The sequence below is a fragment of the Nocardia araoensis NBRC 100135 genome (assembly GCF_000308435.1).
Taxonomy (GTDB): domain Bacteria; phylum Actinomycetota; class Actinomycetes; order Mycobacteriales; family Mycobacteriaceae; genus Nocardia; species Nocardia araoensis.
The window spans coordinates 1-21,529 of sequence record NZ_BAFR01000118.1 but is presented as its reverse complement, the minus strand read 5'-3'; the positions used below and the strand labels follow the sequence as shown (position 1 = coordinate 21,529).

Here is a 21,529-nt window from a genome sequence, read left to right as displayed (position 1 = left end):
GGAGGACATGGCAGTGGCTGCGCATCCGGAGCACGTCCCGATCGCGGTGATCGGAGCCGGGATCGCCGGGATCGGTCTGGCCGTCGCGCTGCGCGAGGCGGGCATCGACGATTTCGTGTTGCTCGAGCGCGCGGATGATCTCGGTGGCACGTGGCGGGCGAACACCTACCCGGGCTGTGCCTGTGACGTGCCTTCGCAGCTGTATTCGTACTCCTTCGCGCCCAACCCCGACTGGTCGCGCACCTACGGAACGCAGCCGGAGATCCTCGCCTACCTCCGTTCGGTCGCGACCCACCACGATGTCGTGCGCCACATGCGGTTCGGCATCGAACTGCTCCAAGCGCGCTGGGACGAAGCGGACACACTGTGGCGGCTGCGCACCGATCGCGGCGACTTGACCGCCGACGTGCTGGTCTCCGCCGTCGGTCCGTTCAGCGAGGCGCGGATCCCGCGGCTGCCGGGCGCGCAGACCTTCGAAGGGACGCAATTCCATTCGCTGCACTGGGATCACGAGCACGATCTGGCCGGCGAGCGCGTCGCGGTGATCGGCACCGGCGCGTCGGCCGTGCAGTTCATCCCCGAGATCCAGCCGGTGGTGGGCCGACTGACCGTGTTCCAGCGTTCGGCGCCGTGGATCGTGTCGCGGCTGGATCGTCGCACGCTGCCCGCCGAACGCGCGCTGCTGCGCCGGGTGCCCGCGCTCGGCCGAGCGCTCCGCGGCCTGTACTACACCGGCATCGAAGGATTCGGTCTGGTGGGCTTCGTGGACAAGCGATTCCGGCATCCATACGAGGCGCTGGGCAGACTACAGCTGCTGCGCCAGGTGCGCGATCCGCGGCTGCGCCGGAAACTCACCCCCGATTACGTGATCGGGTGTAAGCGGGCGATCTTCTCCGACGCCTACTATCCGGCGCTGACCCAACCGAATGTCGAGGTGGTGACCGAGGGCATCCGGGAGATCCGCGCCGGGTCGATCGTCACCGCCGACGGTGCGGAGCATCCCGTGGACACGATCATCTGGGGCACCGGATTCGGTGTACCCCCTGCCATTTTCGATCGGGTGCACGGAGTCGGCGGGCGCTCCATCGGCGAGCGGTACCGGGAGCGGCCGAGCAGTTATCTGGGCACGACCATGGCCGGGTTCCCGAACTTCTTCTGCACGCTCGGTCCGTTCGGGGCTGCGGGCAATCAGTCCGCGATCTATATGATCGAGGCGCAGGTGCGCTATATCGTCGACGCCGTGACCACCATGCGTGCGCGGAACATCCGGCGGATCGATGTGCGCGAGGAGGTGCAGCGGGCCTTCCTCGACGAGGTGACCGAGCGCAGCCGCGACACCGCGTGGCTGACCGGCGGTTGCCGCAGCTATTACCAGACCGCCGACGGCGGCAACGCGGGGCTGTATCCGAACTGGAGCTTCGAATACCGCAAGCGCACAAGCCGATTCGACCCCGAGTCCTACCGGCTGCTGGCGGGGTGAGCGCCATGGTCGTCGGCCTGCTGCGGAAGCTGCTGTCCCCGCCCGCCGAAACCCGCTTGGACGTCCGTGATCGGGTGGTGGTGATCACCGGCGCGGGCACCGGCATCGGCCGGGCGCTGGCCGAGAAGCTCTACGCGTCGGGCGCTTCGGTGGCGCTGATCGACATCGACGAGGCCGCCGCCGCGGCCGTCGGGCGCTCGATGGGGGAGCGGGCCCTGGTGGTGCGTGCGGACGTCTCCGACCGAATCGGGATGCGTGAAGCGATCTCCCGGGTGCGCGAGCGCTTCGGCCGGATCGATGTCGTGGTGGCCAACGCCGGTGTGGTGCCCGAGCCCGCGACGATCCGGACGATGAACCCCGGCGATTTCGATCGCGTCATCGGCATCAACGTGACCGGCGTGTTCAACACCGTGCATCCGGCGCTGGACGACATCGTCGCAGCGCGGGGCCACGTCGTGGTGGTCTCTTCCGCCGCCGCGTTCGCGCCCGGCATGGCGGGTTCGCCCTACATGGTCAGCAAAGCCGCCGTCGAGCAGTTCGGGCGGGCGCTACGGGTGGAGCTGGCCGCGGTCGGCGCGAGCGCGGGCGTGGCGTACTTCGGCATCGTCGACACCGCGATGACCCACGGCACGCTCGACGAGGACGAGCTGGGCGCCGATCTGAGCGCGTTGCTGCCGTGGCCGCTCAATCTGCGCATCACCGTGCGCGACGCGGCGGAGTCCATCGCCGACGGCATCGCTCGTCGCGCGGCGCGCACCATCGCGCCGCCGCAGTGGGAGCCCTACGCGTTGTTCCGCGGCGCGATCAACGTGGTGCTGGACAGCAGGCTGGCGCGGGACCCGCGCGTGCACGACCTGATCCACCGGGTCGAACAGCGCGTCCTCGACAGCCACCCCGGCACCCCGGTTCCGCGCTGACGCGCGGCCGGGCTACGGCTCGGCGGGGAAGATCGTGGGCAGTGTCAGCGCGTACTCCACGTCGGCCCGTGTGCCGAGCGTCGTGAGCAGCACGCGGATCATCGTCAGGCGGGCCGCGGCGACGGTGTCCGCGTCCGGTTCCGCGCCGGGCGCGGTACCGGCGGAGATCCGGTAGACCACGTACTCGCACAGGTGCAGCGCGGCGTCCAGGTCCAGCGGGCTCGGCACCGGGCGGCCCAGTCCGGTGAACGTCTCGCGCACCGACGCGCGGATGTCGTCGAGCGCGCGTTCCCGGTACGCCGACACCGGCGAGCCCGGATCGTGCAGCTCGGCGAACAGCGGCCGCAACATGGGGCCGTGCCCGCGCGCCCAGTCCAAGTAGGCGTCGATCAGCCGGATGCCCAGCTCGACCGGCTCGTCGGTGCCGGTCAGCGCCGCACGGATGCCGCCGACCAACCCTTCGTTGGAACTGTCGAGCACCGCGAGCAGCGGTTCGTTGGCATTGGCGAAGTAGCGGTAGAAGGTCGGCCGGGCCAGCCCCGCCTGCTCGATGATCTGCGCGACGCTCAGCCCGCGGGAACCGGTGCGGGTGAACACTTCCGCCGTCGCCAGCACGATCCGGGCGCGCACCTCCTCGGCCTGCTCCGGAGTCTGCGGCGGTCTGCCGCGCCGCGCGGCAGTCGACTCAGCCGGCATGGTGCCACCTCACAAAGCGGCCCCCGGGATACCTGTGCGCCACGACCAACAGCTTGACACGAGCAGTGACATAGACATTAATCTAACACCGTTGTTCATTTAATAGGGCGCGCATGCGACGCGGCCCACCATCCGCGAGAGGGCCGACCATGACCACCGCCTCCCACCCGGCCACCGCCGACGCGCTGCCCTCCTCGCTGGTGCGGCCGTTGCTCGCGCACGCCGTCGCGGGCGGAGCCCCCGCGGTCGAAGTGTTCGCGCCCGCGACCGGCGCGAAGATCATCGACCTGCCGCAGTCCTCCACCGCCGACATCGAGACCGCGTTCGCCACCGCCCGCGAAGCGCAGCGCCAGTGGGCGCGGCGTCCGGTCCGGGAACGGGTCGCGGTGCTGCGCCGGTTCCACGACATCGTGCTGGCCGAGCAGGACACCGTCCTCGACATCGTGCAGACCGAGACGGGCAAGGCGCGGGCACACGCCTTCGACGAGGTCGGCGACGTGGCCGTGAACGCCAGGTACTACGCGTCGGTGGCCGGGCGGCTGCTGGCCACCCGCAAACCGCGCGGAGTGCTTCCCGTGCTCACCCGGGTCGACGTGCGGCACCGGCCCAAGGGCGTGGTCGCGGTCATCTCGCCGTGGAACTACCCGCTGGCCCTGGCCGCCTCCGACGCGCTGCCAGCCCTGGTCGCGGGCAACGCGGTGGTGGCGCGCCCGGACAACCAGACCGCGCTCACCGCTCTGTGGGCCATCGACGCCGCGGTGCGCGCCGGACTGCCGCGCGGGCTCTGGCAGGCAGTGCTCGGCCGGGGTTCGGTGATCGGCGGCGAAGTGATCGCCCGCGCCGATTACGTCGACTACACCGGCTCCAGCGCGACCGGGCGGACCATCGCTCAGCAGGCCGGTGAGCGGCTGATCGGCTACTCCCTCGAACTCGGCGGCAAGAATCCGCTGCTGGTGCTCGCCGACGCGGACGTATCGCGCGCCGCCAAGATCGCCATCCGCGCCTGCTTCGCCTCGGCCGGACAGCTGTGCGAGTCGATGGAACGGATCTACGTGCACGACAGCGTCTACGACCGCTTCGTCGCCGAATTCATCGGGCACGTCGAGGCGATCCGGCTCGGCGGCGGGCTCGACTACGACAGCGACATGGGGTCGCTGACCTTCCAGCGCCAGCTGGACACCGTGGTGGCGCACGTGAACGACGCGGTGGCCAAGGGCGCCACGGTGCTGGCGGGCGGTCGCGCGCGCCCGGATCTCGGACCGTACTTCTACGAGCCCACCGTGCTGGCCGGAGTGCGGCCGGGCATGACGGTGCACCGCGAGGAGACCTTCGGCCCCGTGGTCTCGATCTACCGGGTGGGCAGCGACGACGAGGCCGTCGAGCAGGCCAACGACACCGCCTACGGCCTCAACGCCAGCGTCTGGACCAAGGACACCGCCCGCGGCCGTGCGGTGGCGGCGCGGATCGATGCGGGCTCGGTGAACGTCAACGAGGGCTTCATCGCCGCGTGGGGCAGCGCCGACGCGCCGTCCGGCGGGCTGGGCATCTCCGGCACCGGCCGCAGGCACGGCCCCGAAGGCCTGCTCAAGTACATCGACACCCAGACCATCGCGGTGCAGCGGATGCTGCCGATCGCGCCGCTGCCCGGCATGTCCGAAGCGCTCTGGGCCAAGACCATGACGCTGTACTTCGGCGTCATGAAGACGCTGCGGCAGAAGTAACTCGCACGACTCACGGATCAGGAAGCGGTACGGATGAAACTGGACACGGTGGCGGGCAAGAGGGTCCTGGTCACGGGGGCCGCGATGGGCCTGGGCAAGCTGTTCGCCGAGCGCGCGGTGCGCGAGGGCGCCGCGGCGGTGGTGCTGTGGGACATCAACGAGGCCGTGCTGAAGGACACCGCCGCCGAGCTGGCCGGCCGTGGCAGCGCCGTGCATCACCACGTGGTCGACGTGGCCTCGCCGGAGTCGATCACCGAGGCGGCGGCGAGCGTGCGCGAGCAGGTCGGCGGCATCGACATCCTGGTCAACAACGCGGGCATCGTGCGCGGTAACGCCTACTTCTGGGAGACGGACAACCGCGCCGACATCGACAAGACGATGGCGATCAACTCGCTGGGACCGATGTACGTCACGCTCGAATTCCTGCCCGCCATGGTCGCCGGGGCCACCGAAGCTCGGGTGCTGACCATCGCTTCCTCCGCGGGCCTGGTGTCCAACCCGCGGATGAGCGTCTACGCGGCGTCCAAGTGGGCGGCCCTGGGCTGGTCGGACTCGGTGCGCATCGAGCTGGAACAGGCCGGCCACGACCACGTGAAGGTCACCACGGTCTGCCCGACCTACATCGACACCGGAATGTTCGAGGGCGCCAAGGGTTTCTGGTTCACGCCGATCCTCGAGCAGCAGAAGGTGGTCGACACCTCGTGGCGGGAGATGAAGAACGGCACGCCGCTGGTCGTGCTGCCGTGGACCTCACGCCTGAACAAGGCGCTCTCCGGACTGCTGCCGATCAAGCTGCGCGACCTGTTCCTCGACACGGTCGGCGTCTACCACTCGATGGACGCGTTCAGCGGCCGCAAGAAGTAGCGCGCCGTCACCGTGGACGGGTGCCGATGACCACGGTGGCGTAGTGCTCCTCCGATTCCGCGACCCGGGCCGCGAGACCGTGCCGCGCCAGGATGGCGAGGGCCGGTGGCGCCTGCTGCTCGCTGGACTCCACGAGCAGATGCCCGCCCGGGGCCAGCCACTCGGCGGCCTCGGCCGCGACCCGGCGGAAGACGTCCAGGCCGTCCCGGCCGCCGTCGAGGGCGGCGCGCGGCTCGTGATCGCGAGCCTCCGGCGGCATCCGCGCGATCATCGCCGAGGGGACATAGGGGGTGTTGCAGAGCAGGATGTCGATGCAGCCGCGCAATTCCTCCGGCAAGGGCTCGAAGAGGTCCCCTTCGTAGACCGGAGCGCCGATCGGGGTGAGGTTCCGGCGGGCGCACGCGACCGCGACCGGATCGATGTCGGCGGCCGCCAGCGTGATCGGACGGCCTGCGTCGGTGGCGGCCCGCGCCGTCGCGAGGCCGAGGGCGCCGGAGCCGCAACACAGATCGACCACCACCGGATGGCCGGTGCGGTCGCGGAGCAGATCGACGGCTCGGTCGACGAGGAACACGGTGCGCTGCCGCGGCACGAAGACGCCGGGGGACACCGCGACCCGCAGGCCGCGGAACTCCGCCCAGCCGAGCACGTGCTCGAGCGGGCTGCCGGTGACGCGCCGGGCGACCAGCGATTCGAGGGCCACGCCGGTCTCCGCGGCGGCGGCGGTGAGCAGCCGCGCCTCCTCCTCGGCGAACACGCAGCCCGCCGCCCGGAGCCGGGCCACCACATCGGTTTCTCCCGCTGACGTCACCGGGCCATCCTGCCGTGCGCACGCGGGATGCCGCCAACGGATTTCCCCGGCGATCGGGGCCCGCGCTTCGGAGACGGGTCCCGATCGACCCGGCCTCAGCGTGCCGTGGCGAGCTGGAAGGTGCGGGTTGCGTCGAGATAGATGCCGTACTGGGCCGCTCGGCCCGGCGGCGGCAATTGTGAGACCAGCTGTTCGAGCGAGGTCGTCGCGCCGACGACCCTGGTGCCCGCGACGACGAAATCGGCCACGGCACGGCGGATGTGGTTGGGCGAGGTGACCACGATCGCGCTCGTCGCACCGAGGTCTCGCAGCAACCTCGTGCTGAACAGGGCGTTCTGCACGGTCGAGCCCGCGCGGCTCTCCACGTGGATGCGTGTGGACGGCACCCCGTGGGCGACCAGCCAGTCGCGCATGGCCTCGGCCTCGGTGATGCCGTTCTGCGGATTCCCGCCGGTGACGACGATCGGCGACAGCGGCGCGGCGATCGACTGCAACCAGGCCGCGGTGAGCCGGTTGACCAGTTCCGGTCGCAGCGCCCCGTCCGGCAGCAGGCCGTAGCCGAGCACGACGATGCCGGTCTGCGGCCCGGCCAGCGCGGGCAGCGGGTTCGGCAGGGTGCCCACCGCGGCGCGGATGGCGCCGAGCACGTTTTCGGTGCCCCGCGCCAAGCCCGCATCGACCGCGTGCAGCCGAGCTATGGCGTCCACGAGTGCGGGCAGATCACCGGCGTAGTCCGACCAGATCGCCTGCAGGGCGAGCGCTTCGGCGTCGGCAGGGTCGGCGCCGATCAGGTTGCGCAGGTCGGCGCGGCCCGCGTCGTCGTCGCCGTTGGCGAAGTGGCGCTGGGCGGAGTTGTACAGGGCGTCCGTTTCCGGTCCCGCGTGCGCGGGGACACCGGCGAGCCCGGTGAGCGAGAACGCGGCGAACGACGCCGCGACGAAGAGTTTCCAATGCCTCGAGATCATCACTACAGTCGTCACCTTTCCGCTGTGGAACGGGTTGGCACGTGCTAGCAGTTAGCTGGGGCAAGCAGGGATTACCATACGGCCGAATTTCCCGGCGACCCGGCACATTGCGAACGGGTCATGCGATCCGTCACGGCTACGTGCGCTCGGCGCAATCGCGGGGCGTGAAAACCGCCGTCGGTGGTCTCCGGAACAGCGCCGGTCGTCGACTCACTTTCGTGCGGGAGCGCGAACAACTTCAGCTCGGCGCCAGGCGAACTGCCGCCGTAACTCTCGTCCGCTCCGCTCTCCCCGGCGCTGGCGCGCCGGTGGTGGGCGGGAATCGTCCCGGGGTGCCGGTGCCGGTCTTCGTCCGGTGCGCCGGTCGTAGGGCGTGCGATTGCCTCGCGTTAGCGCGACTCGAGGTGGACTGGTGCGGTATTCGCCCGGCCGCGCCCGTTAGGCTGTGTCAACGTGGATACCGTTTCGCTGTCCGGCAAGGAACTCGCCGCCGCCATCAACGCCGACACCAAGGCCCGCGCCGCCGCGCGCACCGAGGGCGGTGCCGCTCCCCGCCTTGCTCTGGTCGTGGCGAACGACGACCCGGCGAGCGCCTGGTATGTGAATTCGCTCCGCAAAGCGGCCGAACGGCTCGGAATCGCTTGCGACACGGTCGATCTCGGTCCGGAAGCCGACGGGACGGCGATCCGCGCCGAGCTCGCCGCGCGCAGTGCGGATCCGTCGACCGACGCGATCATGCTGCAGACCCCCCTCCCGAAGGGCGTCACTCTCGACGACGTGAGTTCCGCGATCGTCGCGGCCAAGGACGTCGACGGCGTCAGCCCGTTGTCGCTCGGCCTGCTGGCAGCCGGGCTGAACGGTTTCGTTCCCGCCACCTCCGAGGCCGTGGTGGAACTGCTCGAACATCACCAGATCCCGCTGGCCGGTCGCCACGTCGCGGTCGTCGGCCGCTCCAACGTCGTCGGAAAGCCGCTCGCCCAGCTGCTGCTGGCGAAGGACGCGACCGTCACGGTCTGTCATTCCCGCACCGCCGACCTCGCCGCCGTCACCGCCACCGCCGATATCGTCGTCGCCGCGGCGGGCCGCATCGGCCTGATCTCCGGCAAGCACATCCGGGCGGGCGCTGTGGTCATCGACGTCGGCACCAACGAGGCCCCCGACGGCAAGATCGTCGGCGATGTCGACGCGGATTCGGTACGCGGTAAGGCCGCCGGGCTCAGCCCCGTCCCCGGTGGCGTCGGCCCGGTCACCACGGCCCTCCTCATGCGCCACGTCGTCACCGCCGCCGAATCCGACTGAGCGCTTTTCGCCCGAGCTCGCGAAGAGCCCTCACGCCCGGGCGATGGCGCTGATGAGAGTGCGGTCGCCATCCTTGGTGGTGGTGACGAGCTGCGGGTTGTAGGTGACCGGCTGCTGCCCGGGACGGTGCTCGGTGACGACCACGATGTACTGGCCCGCGAAGGCGCCCGGACTGATCGCCACGCAGTGGGTGGTGCCCGCGGGAATGCTGTCGATGCCGCGCTGAATGGCGTCGGCAGCTTGCACGGCGGCGTCCGCGGTGGTGGTGGCGCGAACCTGCTCGCCGGACCGGTCCACGTAATAGGCGTGCTGGAACGCGAAGATCACCGCGGGACCGGAGTCGAAACCGCCGACGCCGTTGCCCTGGATCCGGTTGCCCACCCGCTCGGCGGGGCACTGCGCGGCCGGTGCGGCGGGGGCGGTGGCCTGCGCGGACGGAGCCGGTGCGGCGGCCTGCTGATCGGGGCCGCCGACCGCCACCAGCAGGAAGGCCACCAGGGCCGGCACGGCGATACCGAGCGTGCCGAGCAGTGGCACCACCCATCGCCGTGACCGTCGCGCGGGCGAGCGGTCGATCAGCCCCGCGAATTGATCTTCGTACACATCCGGCTCGGGTTCCGGCGGCTGCGCGGGCTCGGACGGCGGCGTGGGCGGCCGATCCACCCACGCGGCCCACTCGCCGCGGTAGTCCTCGCCGGACGGCGCCTGTACCGGCCGTTCGGTGCCGTACGGATTCCCCCGGTCGTAACCGGGTCGTGCGCTCATCTCCGGTCGATCCATCGCCCCACCCTTCATCAGGTCCCCGTCAGATTAACCGCATCGTTACGAGCCGGGAACGCCCTGCCGCGTTCACATTTGAGCCGTCCCGCCCACCGCAGGGTACCGCCCGGTACGTCGATCCGGGACTGCCGATCTCACCGTAGTAGAGGCAACCATTCGTGCTCGGGATAGTGTTCGGTCACATACGTTCGCACTGCTGCTCGCTGTGCGGCGGTCAACTTCGGCCAGGTTCGTTCGAGATCCGCCCGGTCCTTCGGTCTGCCCTGCTTTACTTTGAAGATCAGCACCAGTTCCGGGTTGAGGTATCGGATGCCGTCGTCGGCGATCCAGGTCACCTCGTCCAGTGGTGCGACCATGGCGCGATCGCGCCGGTTGACCCATGCCCCGTCCTGTCCCGGATTCAGCAGAAGGTCGATCAGCCACGGCGACCGCGCGTTCGCGCGCAGCCAGACCTGGTCGGCGTTCTCGGCTACGTCGGGGTAGCGCTCGTCGACGGGACGGATGCCGTCCGGGCCCGCCGACCAGATGTGCAGACGGCCGCGTGCGGCGGCGCGCAGGGCGGGCAGGTCGGTACGGAACATCGCCACGTCGACATCGCTGTGCCGCCGCCGGGTGCCGGTGCAGGCGTCGATCGCCCAGCCTCCGGCGATCCACCACGGAACGCCGATGTCGCCGAGGATCTCGCCGACATCGCCGGGCGTGACGTAGGCCCAAGGGCCCCAGAGATCTTGGAACTCGGCTTCTGCCGCGTCACGCGGCGGTGGGATCGGAAACTCGCGCAACGGTGGCCCTCCCGTCGGGTACGTCGTGCGACGCTACCCGGAGGAAGGCGCCGTTCACCAGTGCGTCACGACCGGGTCGCCGACACCGATGGTGTGATAGACCCACTCGGCGTCGTCGCGAGAGAGGTTGATGCAGCCGTGACTGACGTTCGCGTAACCCTGCTGGTCCACCGACCACGGGGCCGAGTGGATGAAAACGCCGCCCCACGTGAGCCGTTCGGCGAACTCGCCGTTGATGATGTAGCCCTCCGGCGAGCTCAGCGGAATGCCGATGGTGCGGGAGTCGAACACGACGGACCGGAACTTCTCCAGCACCGGCCAAGTGCCGGTGGGTGTTTCGTACCCCGGCTTGCCCATCGAGGCGGGCATCGTCCGGACGACCGTGCCGCCGACGGTGAGCGTGAACGTGTGCGTCGACATGTTCGCATCACCGAAAACACCTGCGTTGGTCCGGAATTCCGTGCGTACGCCGCCGACCGAGACGAGGATGCTCGCGTCGGCGGGCAGGAATCCGGTCGGCGTCCACGTCACCTCGCGATCGCCGGTCCACGCGAAAGTGCCCGGCAGCGGCCGGGTCGTTGTGATGTCGATGGATTGTTCCGTTCGCGCGCGATCCGCGACAGGTCCGGCGAAACGAACGGTCACGGGATGGGCGATGCCCACCACCTGGCCGTTCGAGGGTCCGATCGACGACACCGCCGGCGTCGACGGCTTTCCGATCATCGTCGCTGTCGCCGCGCCCGACCCGAACGCGGCCAGTGCCACGATCACGGTCGCGAGGAACAGGTAACGAATGGCGCTCCTCATGGCGTCCACCCCTTCGAGCTGGTGTGGTAGGCAGAGAACAGTCTAGGTCCCCATGATCAACTCGGCCACGGATGGACTGGTCCGTGGTCCAGTTGTGATCGCAGGTGGGCCCACCACTGGGCGCTTACCCCGCCGGATCGAGTCGAAACGGGCACACGGCACCGATCTCGGGTGGCTCCGGCGACGGTCAGCGTGAGTCCCCGACCGGCAGCGGTTCCGGCGCGGCCGCCGCTCGTGCGTCGAAATCCGCTCTCGCGGCGAGGATTCGGTCCTGGTGCTCGACGGCCCAGACGCCCATGGCGTGCGTGATCGCACCGATACTCGCGCCCATCTCGGTGAGCGAATACTCCACCCGCGGCGGCACCGTGGGATACACCGCGCGGCGAACCAGCCCCTCCCGCTCCAGGTCGCGCAGCGTTCGGGTGAGCATCTTCTGGGTGATGCCGTCCAGGCGGCGGCGCAACTCGTTGAAGCGGATCGGCCCGTCGTGGCCACGCAGCACGCCGAGCACCAGCATCACCCACTTGTCGGCGAGCACGGTCAGCACTTCCCGTGCGGGGCAGTGGTGGAGGTAGTTGTCGACGAGGCCACCGGCCGTGGGCCGGTCACAGGCAGTATCCATTGGGAACCTCGGTATCAGAAAGGTGCCTTCTTTCCGAAAGGTACCATCTCTCGCCAGAATCGGTGCATGCTCGCAATCACGCAATACGCGTTCGGTGGCCCGGAAGTGCTCCAAGTGGTCGAGGTGGATCGGCCGCGGCCCGGTGCGGGGGAGGTGCTGGTGCGGGTCGCCGCCACCAGCGTCAACGCCGCCGACTGGAAGGTGCGCGCCGGGCTGATCGGGAAGCTGGGAGATCCGCCGCTGACGCTGGGACTGGACGTCTCGGGTGTCGTGGCCGAACTCGGACCCGGTGTGGACCGGTTCGCGATCGGTGATCCCGTGTACGGCATGGTGTTCGGCGGTGCGAACGCGGAATATGTTGTGGCGCAAGCGCACACCCTCGCCCCGAAGCCGAGGCACATCGACCTCGTGCACGCCGCCGCACTGCCGACGGCGGCGCTGACCGCGTGGCAGGCGCTGGCCGCGCTCGGCGCCGGTCAGCGCGTACTGGTGCACGCCGCCGCGGGCGGCGTCGGGCACCTGGCCGTGCAGATAGCGCGGCATCGCGGCGCGTACGTGATCGGCACCGCGCGCGCGGCCAACCACGAATACCTACGCGGGCTCGGCGCCGACGAGGTGATCGACTACACCGCGGTCGATTTCGCCGCGGCGGTGCGCGACGCCGACATCGTGCTCGACCTGGTCGGCGGTGCGTACGGCTCCCGCTCGATCCCGGTGCTGCGGCCCGACGGCAGGTTGATCGACACCCAGGGCTCGGACGCGGAAGCCGACCCGCGTTACGAGCGGTTCTATGTCGAACCGTCCGGGGTATCGCTGCGCGAGATCACCACGATGGTCGAGCGCGGTCATCTGCGCGCGACCATCGACCAGGTGCTGCCGCTGGCGGACATCGCGAAGGCGCACGAACTCGGCGAGTCGGGGCGGGTGCGCGGAAAGATCGTGCTGGTGGCGTGGAATCCGCCCGCCTGACGGCGCCGGGCCGCGATCGTCCGCGCGTGCGAGTCAGCGGCGAACGGCGTGCACGACGTCGGCGTGCAGGGCGTCGGCCCGCGCTGTGAGCTCGTCGATCCGCACCAGGACCGCGGCGAACCGGTCACCCTCGGCGGCGGGCAGCGATGCGACGTTGATCTCGATGTTGAGTTGCGAGGAGGTCGCGGCGGCGCGGCAGGCGTCCGCGGCCGCGCCGATGTCGGTGACTACGTTGGGATTCCCGATCGGGAACAGCTCCGCCGCCAGCGACAGCACCTCGTCCGCCTCGTCGACGACGGCCGCGGGCACGCGGGCGGCCTCGATCAGCGCGGCATTGATCGCCGCGGTGCGGGCGGCGAGATCCTCCGGAGTGTCCTTGGGCAGCCTGTAGGCGGCGCCGACGGCTGTGAACGCGGCGGCGTCGGCGTCGGCCAGCGCGAGCGCGCGCTCGCGGGCCGAGTCGGCGGCCTCGATGATCCGATCGACCACGGGCCGGTTCTCGGCGTCCTTGGCGCGCGTGGTGTAGCGCGCGACCATCGCGACGAGCGCGGCGGCTTGCGCGGCGTGCAGTGCGGCCACCGCGCCGCCGCCCGGCGCGGGAATCTTGGCGGCCAGATCGCTCAGGTACTGCGCCAGGGCGGCCCCGCCGAAGGACGGCGCAGTTTCCGTGGACGACGAGCTGGTCTGCGACACGAGGGTGTTGCCTTTCGTTTACGGCGAGGATGGTCTACGAGTAGACGCTACCCCGTGGCGCCGGTCGCGCGGTCGTGACCACGCCTTACCGGGTGCTTCCCCGTGGCCGGTGCGCGGCCCGAGCGTACCCGCCGTTATGTTGAGTGCCATGCGGATCGGATTGAGCATCAACTACTCGGGGGGCTTCAAAGAGGCGGCGGCCGAAGTCGCCGACCTGGAGCGGGCGGGCCTGGACATCGTCTTCGTCCCCGAGGCGTACTCGTTCGACGCGGTGAGCGCGCTCGGCTACCTGGCCGCCAAGACCACGCGCCTGCAGCTGGCCTCTGGCATCCTGCAGCTCTACACGCGCACCCCGAGCCTGACCGCCATGACCGCGGCGGGCTTGGACTTCGTCTCCGACGGACGCTACGTGCTCGGGCTGGGCGCGTCGGGCCCGCAGGTGATCGAGGGCTTCCACGGCGTGCCCTACGACGCGCCGATCGGCCGGACCCGCGAACTCGTGGAGATCTGCCGGAAGGTCTGGCGGCGCGAGCGCCTGGAGTACCAGGGCAAGTACTACCAGATCCCGCTGCCCGCCGGACAGGGCACCGGCCTCGGCAAGCCGCTCAAGCTGATCAACCACCCGGTGCGTGAGCGCATCCCGGTGCTGCTGGCCGCGCTCGGCCCGAAGAACGTGGAACTGGCCGCCGAGATCGCCGAGGGCTGGCAGCCGATCTTCTTCCTGCCGGAGAAGGCGAAGGATGTGTGGGCGGACTCGCTCACCGCGGGTCTCGCCAAGCGCGACCCCGCGCTCGGCGACCTGGACGTGTACGCGGGTCCGGCCCTGGCCATCGGGGACAACGTCGAGCCGCTGCTGCAGTTCGTGAAGCCGCATCTGGCGCTCTACATCGGCGGCATGGGCGCCAAGGGCAAGAACTTCTACCACACCCTGGCCACCAAGTACGGCTACGGCGCCGAGGCCGACCGCATCCAGGAGCTGTACCTTGCGGGCGAGAAGGAGGCCGCCACCAAGGCGGTCCCGGACCAGCTGGTCCGGGACATCTCCCTGGTCGGCTCGGCCGGATACGTCAAGGAGCGGGTCGCGGCCTTCAAGGAGGCGGGTGTCACGGTCCTGAACGTGGTCCCGATGGCGGCGACCGCCGCCGAGCGCGTCAAGCTGATCGAACAGCTGCGCGAACTGGTCTGAGCAAAGCGCTGCCGCCGTCGACGGATGCGACGGCGGCAGCGACACGGGTCATCTCTTGCGCAGCGCCGCCAGCGCGTCGTCCAACGTCGAATGCAGCGCGAACACCTGATCGAGGCTGGTCATCTTCAGCTGCCGACTGGTCGCCGGGCCCTCGGCGACGACGGCGATCGCGGTGGTCGATCCCGCGCGCTGATGGGCGGCCACGAGCGTCGCCATGCCCGCCGAGGCGAGGAAGCTGACCGAGGTGAGGTCGATGATCAAAGCCGCGGGCTTGCTGCTGAGGATGGCATCGATCGCGTTCTCCAGCGCGGGCGCCGTCGCCAGGTCGACCTCGCCGGCCACCGTCAGCACTGTGGCGCCGTCGTGGGCCGCGACCGTGGTGGTCATCGTGTCCGCGAGGGGATACGCGTCTCCGGAAGTGTTGGTCACTACTCTACGACACACAATCCAGCGCGAATATGCAACCGCAGTGTGTTCATGCTGCGACACATTACACGGTCTTGGGGCAGATTCGGGGCCCGGGGTGGCGGTCCGGCGCACCGACACCGACCGGGCTCGGTGGGTGCTCATCGCGGCCGGGACGGCGGCCGATCACGCGTCGCGAGGGGGTGCGGCTCACCGGTCAGGACCGCTACCGCGGTGGCCAGCTCGGCGATCGAGGCACCGGTGTAGGTGAACGTCGCCACCCCGCGCGCCGGGCTCGCGCTGTGGCCGGCGAAGGCGCGCGCGACCGCCATGCCGAACTCACGCTCCACCCACGTCAACGTGGTGTGGCGGATCCAGTGCGCGCTGACCCCGAGCGCCGCGGCCCACGGCAGACGCGCGCGCAGCCGGGCGGTGAGGGTGTCGTGGCGGCGCCGCCCGATCGGACGCCCGCCGCGGTAGCGCAGCACCCGATCGGTGGTCTGCGCGCCGCCACGCTGGGCGGCGTGCTCGACCAGCCGCCGCATCAGCGTGGGAGAGACCGGATGCCAGCGCACCACCCCGCCCTTCTCCCGGAGCCGGACCAGGCAGTCGGCGACGTTCAAATCGGTGAGCGCGAGCCGGATCACCGCACCGCGCCGGCACGCGGTCTCGATGTGCAGGCGCACGATCAGCGCATCCAGGGCCGGGTCGTTGCCGGTGGTGGCGGCGATGTGGGCGAGTTCGAGGATCTGATCGACGGTCAGCGCGTGGCGCAGTCCGGGTAACGCGGCCGGGCGGGGCACGACCGCCGCGGGGTTGTCGCGGTGCACGATCAGCCGGTCGCGCTCCGCATAGGAGTAGAGGCAGCGAAACGCGGACACGAAATGCGCGACCGCGGCATGCCCATCGCGGGAGTTCGCCCGGACCACGACATTGTCGCGGTGCCCCTGTACGAGCCGGCCGATCTCGGTCGCGGACGGCTCATCGAGCCGACGCTGCGGCCATTCGCGTTCGATGATCCGCCAGTAGGTGTCGTAGTTGGCGACCGTCGTCGCCGGTACCGCCGCCCGCACGACCGGAATCCACGCGGCGAACGTCGGCACCTCCAGGCCCGTCCCGGCCCCGAGATCATCGACGGTCAGCCCCATCCGTTCGAGCAGATGCCGCGCCGCGGCCAGGTCATCGATAGCCATCGGCCGGCTCCCACAGGTCCGGACTATGCGCATATACCGCGCCGGCGACGGCGGCCATCGGAAGGACCAGCAGCTTTCCCCGGTCCAGCGCCGCGATCAGCAACACGCGATCCCCGGCGAACAGGTGACAGCCGTGGCGGACCGCCGCCGGTAGATGCAGGTAGCCTCGCGGACCGATCGGCCACCGCCGGCCCTCGGCGGGTCTCACGACCGCGATGTGACGGTCGACCCCGACCTCGACACACTGCCCGGGCCCCCAGCCCAACGCGCGTAGCGCCGAGCGCTCGCCGATCCGGCCCCGGGAATCGAGCGCTGACGCAGAGCAGTGGATACGGCCGATCGGAACATCCGAAATCGCCGGCGGAAACTCGAATGGCAGTCCCCGGCGCCAGCCATCGGCGGCGGCTGAGGGGTAGAAACTATCGAACTCTGACGTCATCGCCCGGCTCGACCGTTCGAATACGTCCTCGAAGGAAAGCGAGGCACGCGAGAGAGATCGGCCGAGCCGACTACGAAAAAGCACATCAGGTCACCTAACTCAGACCTGCCTGCGGATTCTCCCTGATCTATAAAAGCTCATTTTCGGCGAAGACGCCAGACCGACTTCACCAAGGGGTCGCGGGGGATACGTGAGCAGCTTCGCGCGCAACTCAGGACGGGTTCGAGCAGTGTCGTACTGCCCAACGGCTATTGCCACTTGTTCGACCAACCCGTAACGGAACCTCGTCACCGGTCGCGGTCACCAACTGCAATGAGGCGTAGTGCATCGTCGTGAAGTGTTGTTGTCTCATATCGGCAGCTCACTGAGCTGGGGTTTAGTGATTGCGAGGAGGTCGGAGTGATCGACACCCCGCCCGGCTGCAGGGAACGCCCAGGTCATCGGTCCTTTCGGGGGACTGTGACCTTGTGGCCGCGCTGCGCTGCGGTGACGGCGAAAGCGAGGCCCGCTGGACCAACGCCCACCACCGCGATCTGCTTCGCTGCGCGGGTGGGCAGGGCCTCGGCCTCGGCCGCCTAAGCCGAACGAATCAGGCGGAGCCCATCGACTCGGTCTCCGCCGTGTTGAGTGATGCGAGGCCTGCGACGATGCGCCGAAGTCCGAAGTGGAACTCGCTTTCCAGGGTCTGCGCGGGTAGGCAGTCGGCGACGGCGATGGTGGCGGGGAACTGCGCCGGGTCGAGTTGGCGATAGAGGGCGACGAGGGCGGTCGGGTCGATGTTCGATTCGGTGTCGTGACCTTGGAGTTGTGCGGCGAAGCCGACGACGTAGCGGGCCACGGTGGCGTACACCATGGCGGCGGATTGCGGGGGGAATCCGTTGGCCAGCAGCATGGCCAGCACTTGTTCGCGCAGGCGAAGGGCGTTGGGTCCGGTGGGTACCTGTTCGATGAGCAAGGGAGCGACGCCGCGGTGGCGGTGCAGGGCGGCGAAGATGGCTTCGGCCGCGGCGATGCAGGCGCGTTGCCAGTCGCCGTCAGTGGCGTCGTCATTGATGTCGACCTCGCCCAGGACGCAGTCGACGACGTGGCCGATGAGTTCGGCGCGGTTGGCCACGGCCCGGTAGAGCACCGCGGTACCGGTTTCGAGGCGCTGGGCCAGAGTCCGCATCGACAGCGCGTCGGCGCCTTCCTCGTCGACCAGGCGCAGCGCGGTGGTCACGATCCGGTCGAAAGGAACCCTTGGGCGGCCGGGGGAGCGGCGGCCGGTTGTCTCGGTGGCGTCGGAATCGGCGGTGGGCACGGTCGCATTCTCCCGTATCGGCGGGCTGGACATCCGATCAGCATATAACGGCTACGACGTCGCCCTTTTGGTTAACACATTCCGCAAGCATCCGGCAACACTGCCCTCCGGTAAGTGGGTGGATGCGGTCGTATCAGAACGCTCGGTCCGCCTGATACCGCCCCGGCGACTCGGACCACCGGAGCGGTCCAGCTCAACGGCTTTTCACCGCTACTGAATCGCATGGCGTGGACAGCGCCGCCCACTGCCCGAGGATGGGCTGCCTGCCGATTCCGATCGGGTGATTGTGTACAACGTTGCTGCCCGCATTCTCCATAGCTCTTCTCAATGCGCGGAGCGCCGGCGATGTTCGGCCAGACTGTCGAGCCCGAAATCCGAGCGCGGGTGGCGCCAGACCGAGTGGGCGTGGTTGGCCTGGCGCTGAGTGTTGTCGTATTCGATGAGCAGGTCGGGGCCTTGGATTCGGTAGTAGTGCGGTTCCCCGGCCTCGAGGCTGCCTGCCCATCCGAAGTGCACCGCGTCGAGTACGTCGTCGGCCGCGTAGTGCGCGGCGTGGACTTCGGCGAGCGCGCTGGGCGCGCGACCGGTGTACAGGCTGATCAGCTGCCGTAATACGTGCCGGTGTTCTGGGTCGAGGTCGCGCGCGGCCAGACCTTTGGGGGGAAAGGAAATCGCCATGGCCGCATGGTCGGCTGCGGTGTATCCGCTGCCGCTTTCGGCGCGCATGTCGATGTCGTCGACCAGCTTTCGCAGCGCCGGGTCGGTGAACGTGCCGCGCCAGAGATCCTGCATGTGCATCATCGCGTCGCCGTGGGCGATGGTCGGCCGGTTGCCGGAGACGATGTCGGATATGGCGCTGGGGTGTAGTAATGCCGTGTGGTACCGGTCGGAGTCCAGTGACCGGGCCAGGCGCCGCGCTGCCTCCTCCGGGCCGCCCAGCGGCCGTAGCGTGCCGCCGAGCAAGGCGGCGCTGGCCGGATCGGCTCCGATGAAGCACGGTGTCGTCGAGACGACGCGCCCGCCGATGACGAGGTTGTTCAGCGAGATGTGGTGGCCGCCGAAGCGCCATGCCCAGACCGAGTCGCCCGGTCGGCCGAACAATCGCAGCCAGTACAGGCCGGGGTCCCGGCCTCGTTGCCGTCCCCAGTGGACTTGCCATCCTTCGACCTGATCGAGGACGTTCTCCAGGCCCATCACGGTGGCGACGGTCGCGTATCCGGCCTCGGACAGTCCCGAGGCGACCAGTCGCATCGCCAAGCCCTGCTGACGTGCGGTTTGGTCGCGCAGCGCGAGTCCACCGTGGTCGGTCGGGGTGTAGAACCAGCGAAGCCGCTCGGCCTCCGCGTCCGGAGCCAGAGGCGAGTCGAACTGCGCTCGGGTCAGTTGATCCGGGGCGAGCGATTCCAGCCATGCTGCCGCGCAGGCGGCCATGTCGGTGGCCACCAGCTCGCGGACCGGAGCAAGCGTGACCTCATCCGGTGACATCGAGCATGACCTTGATCGCGTTGTCTCGCCGTTCGGCGTAGGTGTCGAAAGCTTCGGCGATGTCTTCGAGCGGGAAATGATGAGTCACCAGGGCGCTGGTGTGCAGTCGTCCCCGCGATGCCAGCGACAGGGCCCTTGCCACCGAGTTCGCGCCTTCGCCGCGGATGGTGTTGATCGAGATTCCGTTCATGACAGCGTGATTGAGGTCGGCGGTCACCGGTTGTCCGAAGAATCCCGCCAACACGATTCTGCCGCCGCGCTTGACCATGTGGATCGCGTCGTCGACGGCGCCGGCAGCTCCGGAGCACTCCACGACGATGTCGGGGCCGAGTCCGCCGGTGATCTCCCGAACCGCGGCGACGGCGTCCTCCTCGCGGGAGTTGATCAGATAGTCGGCATCGAATTGCTTCCCGATCTCCAGCCGGCTGTTGCGGGTGCCGATGAGCATGACCGGGTCGGCTCCGAGTTCGCGCGCGACCTGGACGGCCATCAATCCGATAGGGCCGGGACCGATCACCGCGACCCCGGCGCCCACCAGCAGCGAGTCGAGTACGTCGAAAGCGTGCATCACGGTGCCGACGGTGGTCAGCACGACGGCCGAGTCGAAGTCGATGTCATCGGGAAGCCGGTACAGCGTGGAGACGTGGTTGACGACATATTCGGCGAAGCCGCCGTTGACCGTCATCCCCTGCACCCGATGGCCTTTGGCCTGGTTGCCGTAGTTCAGACAGTCCGTGTAGGAGCCGGACAGGCAGTTCACGCATCGCATGCAGCCCCGATGCGCCTCGGTGACGACGCGATCGCCGACGGCGAACTCGTCGACGGCGCTGCCGACCGCGGCCACGACGCCCGCGTACTCGTGGCCGGGGATGAAGGTGTCCGGCGCCGGGCCGGCTCCGTGGAAGAAGCGACGGCTACGGACCTTGAGGTCGGTGCCGCACAATGACGCCCGGTGCACCCGCACAAGAACGTCGTCCGGGCCCGGACGGGGCACCGGCATGGTTTTGGTCCTGATAATTCCCGGCTCACCGATCACTGCCGCGAGCATTGTTTCCGGAAAGGGCATCACATTGCTTTCGTTGTCGTCTTATGGTCCATCGGCAGGCTATGTGAGCGATTTATTTCCTGTCCAACGACGCGGAGGCAGTCATCGTTGGATAATCCTTGCCGATCATGCCCCCTTGCTGCATGTATAAGGTTTCCCTATAGGGTGCGGTGAATATTCGTATTGGGAGCATTCGGCGGCGTGGTGTTACGGTGCGGAATATCTGGAAATTGCCGGAATCATCGGCGTTCGGTCGAGGAGTGGACTTTTGGATCTGGAGATTGCCGGTCGAACCGCACTGGTTCTGGGCGCGGGCGGTGGCCTCGGTGGCGCCATCGCGGAGAAATTGGCGGCAGAGGGCGCCGAGGTGGCCGTGGCCGATATCCATCGCGAAGCCGCCGAATCCCGCTGCGAAAAGATTGCCGTGGCCGGCGGCCGGGCCATAGCGGTGGCGTGGGATATCGCCGACCTCGATGTCATCGAAGGCAACGTCGCACTGATCGAGCGAACCCTCGGCCCGGTCGACATCTTGGTCAACAACACCGGCGGGCCGCCGCCCTCGCCGATCCTGGGCCGGCCCTCTACCGTGTGGCTCGACCATTTCCGTTCCATGGTGCTTTCGGTGATCGCCATCAGTGACGAACTCGTCCCGGGTATGCGGGCGCGCGGATGGGGGCGCGTCATCACCAGCACCAGCTCGGGGATTGTCGCTCCGATTCCCGGTCTCGGCCTGTCGAACAGTCTTCGTGCCGCACTGCTCGGCTGGTCCAAGACGCTGGCGCGGGAAGTCGCCGCGGACGGTGTCACATGCAACATCGTCGTGCCAGGTCGGATCGGCACCCGTCGCGTCGAGCATCTCGACCGGATCAAAGCCGAAGCCGAAGGCCGAACCGTCGAACAGGTCAGAGCCGACAGCGTCGCCACCATCCCCATCGGCCGTTACGGCGACCCGGACGAATACGCGGCGACGGTGGCGTTCCTGGCGAGCGTTCCGGCGTCGTACATCACCGGCACGGTGGTGCGCGTCGACGGCGGTCTCATTCCCAGCCTCTGATACTCACGGACAAAGG

The 21,529-nt window shown here is 69.2% G+C and carries 22 protein-coding genes; 8 read left to right on the top strand and 14 right to left on the bottom strand.

All coding sequences use genetic code 11. The features are described 5' to 3' along the window. The first annotated feature begins 7 nt into the window (after window positions 1-7). Together ON21_RS15390 and ON21_RS15385 are read left to right on the top strand one after the other, a co-directional pair. A complete protein-coding gene (locus tag ON21_RS15390) occupies window positions 8-1,480 on the top strand; it encodes a flavin-containing monooxygenase (RefSeq protein WP_039798617.1) in 1,473 nt (490 codons plus the stop codon). A 5-nt stretch (window positions 1,481-1,485) separates the two neighbouring features. Then, on the top strand, window positions 1,486-2,397 hold the full coding sequence (locus ON21_RS15385) for a short-chain dehydrogenase/reductase (RefSeq protein WP_051020836.1): 912 nt from the start codon (window positions 1,486-1,488) through the stop codon (window positions 2,395-2,397). Between the two features lie 12 nt (window positions 2,398-2,409). Here ON21_RS15385 and ON21_RS15380 read toward each other — a convergent pair whose 3' ends face one another. Next, the gene (locus ON21_RS15380) at window positions 2,410-3,093 is read right to left on the bottom strand and encodes a TetR/AcrR family transcriptional regulator (protein ID WP_039798614.1); all 684 of its coding nucleotides are present in this window, start codon (window positions 3,091-3,093) and stop codon (window positions 2,410-2,412) included. 149 nt (window positions 3,094-3,242) lie between these two features. Here ON21_RS15380 and ON21_RS15375 point away from each other — a divergent pair, with 149 nt between their 5' ends. Both ON21_RS15375 and ON21_RS15370 read left to right on the top strand, forming a co-directional pair. After that, a complete protein-coding gene (locus ON21_RS15375) occupies window positions 3,243-4,814 on the top strand; it encodes a succinic semialdehyde dehydrogenase (protein WP_039798612.1) in 1,572 nt (523 codons plus the stop codon). A gap of 33 nt (window positions 4,815-4,847) precedes the next feature. Further along, window positions 4,848-5,678 (top strand): SDR family NAD(P)-dependent oxidoreductase, encoded by an 831-nt coding sequence (locus tag ON21_RS15370; RefSeq protein WP_039798610.1) that lies wholly within the window; start codon window positions 4,848-4,850, stop codon window positions 5,676-5,678. Between the two features lie 7 nt (window positions 5,679-5,685). On the opposite strand, the gene ON21_RS15365 is transcribed toward ON21_RS15370, so the two are convergent. Then, window positions 5,686-6,489, bottom strand: coding sequence for a putative protein N(5)-glutamine methyltransferase (locus tag ON21_RS15365; protein WP_039798609.1), 804 nt, complete (start codon window positions 6,487-6,489; stop codon window positions 5,686-5,688). A gap of 95 nt (window positions 6,490-6,584) precedes the next feature. Further along, complete coding sequence (locus ON21_RS15360) at window positions 6,585-7,454, bottom strand: YdcF family protein (protein ID WP_039798608.1); 870 nt, start codon at window positions 7,452-7,454, stop codon at window positions 6,585-6,587. A gap of 453 nt (window positions 7,455-7,907) precedes the next feature. Here ON21_RS15360 and ON21_RS15355 point away from each other — a divergent pair, with 453 nt between their 5' ends. Then, window positions 7,908-8,753, top strand: coding sequence for a bifunctional 5,10-methylenetetrahydrofolate dehydrogenase/5,10-methenyltetrahydrofolate cyclohydrolase (locus ON21_RS15355; protein ID WP_039798607.1), 846 nt, complete (start codon window positions 7,908-7,910; stop codon window positions 8,751-8,753). 30 nt (window positions 8,754-8,783) lie between these two features. On the opposite strand, the gene ON21_RS35850 is transcribed toward ON21_RS15355, so the two are convergent. The 4 genes from ON21_RS35850 to ON21_RS15335 form a co-directional block, all read right to left on the bottom strand. Beyond that, window positions 8,784-9,518: a DUF8176 domain-containing protein gene (locus ON21_RS35850; RefSeq protein WP_051020832.1), complete on the bottom strand. Its 735-nt coding sequence runs from the start codon at window positions 9,516-9,518 to the stop codon at window positions 8,784-8,786. Window positions 9,519-9,667: 149 nt separating this feature from the next. After that, window positions 9,668-10,315 (bottom strand): nucleotidyltransferase domain-containing protein, encoded by a 648-nt coding sequence (locus ON21_RS15345; protein WP_051020831.1) that lies wholly within the window; start codon window positions 10,313-10,315, stop codon window positions 9,668-9,670. Window positions 10,316-10,369: 54 nt separating this feature from the next. After that, a complete protein-coding gene (locus tag ON21_RS15340) occupies window positions 10,370-11,122 on the bottom strand; it encodes a L,D-transpeptidase (RefSeq protein ID WP_039798632.1) in 753 nt (250 codons plus the stop codon). A gap of 187 nt (window positions 11,123-11,309) precedes the next feature. Then, entirely contained in the window at window positions 11,310-11,744 is a 435-nt protein-coding gene (locus ON21_RS15335; protein WP_039798606.1) for a winged helix-turn-helix transcriptional regulator, read from the bottom strand. A gap of 66 nt (window positions 11,745-11,810) precedes the next feature. Here ON21_RS15335 and ON21_RS15330 point away from each other — a divergent pair, with 66 nt between their 5' ends. Next, window positions 11,811-12,713 carry an NADP-dependent oxidoreductase gene (locus tag ON21_RS15330; protein WP_039798604.1) on the top strand — a complete coding sequence of 301 codons (903 nt, stop codon included), beginning with the start codon at window positions 11,811-11,813 and terminating at the stop codon, window positions 12,711-12,713. 33 nt (window positions 12,714-12,746) lie between these two features. On the opposite strand, the gene ON21_RS15325 is transcribed toward ON21_RS15330, so the two are convergent. Next, the gene (locus ON21_RS15325; RefSeq protein WP_083880640.1) at window positions 12,747-13,406 is read right to left on the bottom strand and encodes a cyclodeaminase/cyclohydrolase family protein; all 660 of its coding nucleotides are present in this window, start codon (window positions 13,404-13,406) and stop codon (window positions 12,747-12,749) included. A gap of 148 nt (window positions 13,407-13,554) precedes the next feature. Here ON21_RS15325 and ON21_RS15320 point away from each other — a divergent pair, with 148 nt between their 5' ends. Then, window positions 13,555-14,592 (top strand): LLM class F420-dependent oxidoreductase, encoded by a 1,038-nt coding sequence (locus ON21_RS15320; protein ID WP_039798603.1) that lies wholly within the window; start codon window positions 13,555-13,557, stop codon window positions 14,590-14,592. 48 nt (window positions 14,593-14,640) lie between these two features. On the opposite strand, the gene ON21_RS15315 is transcribed toward ON21_RS15320, so the two are convergent. The 6 genes from ON21_RS15315 to ON21_RS15290 form a co-directional block, all read right to left on the bottom strand. Next, window positions 14,641-14,979 carry an STAS domain-containing protein gene (locus ON21_RS15315; RefSeq protein ID WP_051020835.1) on the bottom strand — a complete coding sequence of 113 codons (339 nt, stop codon included), beginning with the start codon at window positions 14,977-14,979 and terminating at the stop codon, window positions 14,641-14,643. A 179-nt stretch (window positions 14,980-15,158) separates the two neighbouring features. After that, window positions 15,159-16,190 carry a site-specific integrase gene (locus tag ON21_RS15310; protein ID WP_039798601.1) on the bottom strand — a complete coding sequence of 344 codons (1,032 nt, stop codon included), beginning with the start codon at window positions 16,188-16,190 and terminating at the stop codon, window positions 15,159-15,161. Beyond that, window positions 16,177-16,629, bottom strand: coding sequence for a hypothetical protein (locus ON21_RS37905; RefSeq protein ID WP_086006427.1), 453 nt, complete (start codon window positions 16,627-16,629; stop codon window positions 16,177-16,179). Before ON21_RS37905 ends, ON21_RS15310 begins: the two co-directional genes overlap by 14 nt. Window positions 16,630-17,218: 589 nt before the next feature. Continuing rightward, the gene (locus tag ON21_RS15300) at window positions 17,219-17,962 is read right to left on the bottom strand and encodes a TetR/AcrR family transcriptional regulator (protein ID WP_083880639.1); all 744 of its coding nucleotides are present in this window, start codon (window positions 17,960-17,962) and stop codon (window positions 17,219-17,221) included. 291 nt (window positions 17,963-18,253) lie between these two features. Beyond that, window positions 18,254-19,414, bottom strand: coding sequence for a DUF3500 domain-containing protein (locus tag ON21_RS15295; protein WP_051020829.1), 1,161 nt, complete (start codon window positions 19,412-19,414; stop codon window positions 18,254-18,256). Next, window positions 19,401-20,450 carry a zinc-dependent alcohol dehydrogenase gene (locus ON21_RS15290; protein ID WP_169332700.1) on the bottom strand — a complete coding sequence of 350 codons (1,050 nt, stop codon included), beginning with the start codon at window positions 20,448-20,450 and terminating at the stop codon, window positions 19,401-19,403. The genes ON21_RS15295 and ON21_RS15290 overlap by 14 nt, the downstream gene beginning before the upstream one ends. 277 nt (window positions 20,451-20,727) lie before the next feature. Here ON21_RS15290 and ON21_RS15285 point away from each other — a divergent pair, with 277 nt between their 5' ends. Further along, complete coding sequence (locus ON21_RS15285) at window positions 20,728-21,513, top strand: SDR family oxidoreductase (RefSeq protein WP_039798599.1); 786 nt, start codon at window positions 20,728-20,730, stop codon at window positions 21,511-21,513. Window positions 21,514-21,529 lie beyond the last annotated feature (16 nt).

Coding starts and splice junctions, on each gene's coding strand:
- ON21_RS15360 (WP_039798608.1), bottom strand. CDS start 7,454: ATGATCTCGAGGCATTGGAAACTCTTCGTCGCGGCGTCGTTCGCCGCG.
- ON21_RS35850 (WP_051020832.1), bottom strand. CDS start 9,518: ATGAGCGCACGACCCGGTTACGACCGGGGGAATCCGTACGGCACCGAA.
- ON21_RS15340 (WP_039798632.1), bottom strand. CDS start 11,122: ATGAGGAGCGCCATTCGTTACCTGTTCCTCGCGACCGTGATCGTGGCA.
- ON21_RS15375 (WP_039798612.1), top strand. CDS start 3,243: ATGACCACCGCCTCCCACCCGGCCACCGCCGACGCGCTGCCCTCCTCG.
- ON21_RS15385 (WP_051020836.1), top strand. CDS start 1,486: ATGGTCGTCGGCCTGCTGCGGAAGCTGCTGTCCCCGCCCGCCGAAACC.
- ON21_RS37905 (WP_086006427.1), bottom strand. CDS start 16,629: ATGACGTCAGAGTTCGATAGTTTCTACCCCTCAGCCGCCGCCGATGGC.
- ON21_RS15320 (WP_039798603.1), top strand. CDS start 13,555: ATGCGGATCGGATTGAGCATCAACTACTCGGGGGGCTTCAAAGAGGCG.
- ON21_RS15390 (WP_039798617.1), top strand. CDS start 8: ATGGCAGTGGCTGCGCATCCGGAGCACGTCCCGATCGCGGTGATCGGA.
- ON21_RS15310 (WP_039798601.1), bottom strand. CDS start 16,190: ATGGCTATCGATGACCTGGCCGCGGCGCGGCATCTGCTCGAACGGATG.
- ON21_RS15315 (WP_051020835.1), bottom strand. CDS start 14,979: ATGACCACCACGGTCGCGGCCCACGACGGCGCCACAGTGCTGACGGTG.
- ON21_RS15380 (WP_039798614.1), bottom strand. CDS start 3,093: ATGCCGGCTGAGTCGACTGCCGCGCGGCGCGGCAGACCGCCGCAGACT.
- ON21_RS15335 (WP_039798606.1), bottom strand. CDS start 11,744: ATGGATACTGCCTGTGACCGGCCCACGGCCGGTGGCCTCGTCGACAAC.
- ON21_RS15295 (WP_051020829.1), bottom strand. CDS start 19,414: ATGTCACCGGATGAGGTCACGCTTGCTCCGGTCCGCGAGCTGGTGGCC.
- ON21_RS15330 (WP_039798604.1), top strand. CDS start 11,811: ATGCTCGCAATCACGCAATACGCGTTCGGTGGCCCGGAAGTGCTCCAA.
- ON21_RS15370 (WP_039798610.1), top strand. CDS start 4,848: ATGAAACTGGACACGGTGGCGGGCAAGAGGGTCCTGGTCACGGGGGCC.
- ON21_RS15300 (WP_083880639.1), bottom strand. CDS start 17,962: ATGTCCAGCCCGCCGATACGGGAGAATGCGACCGTGCCCACCGCCGAT.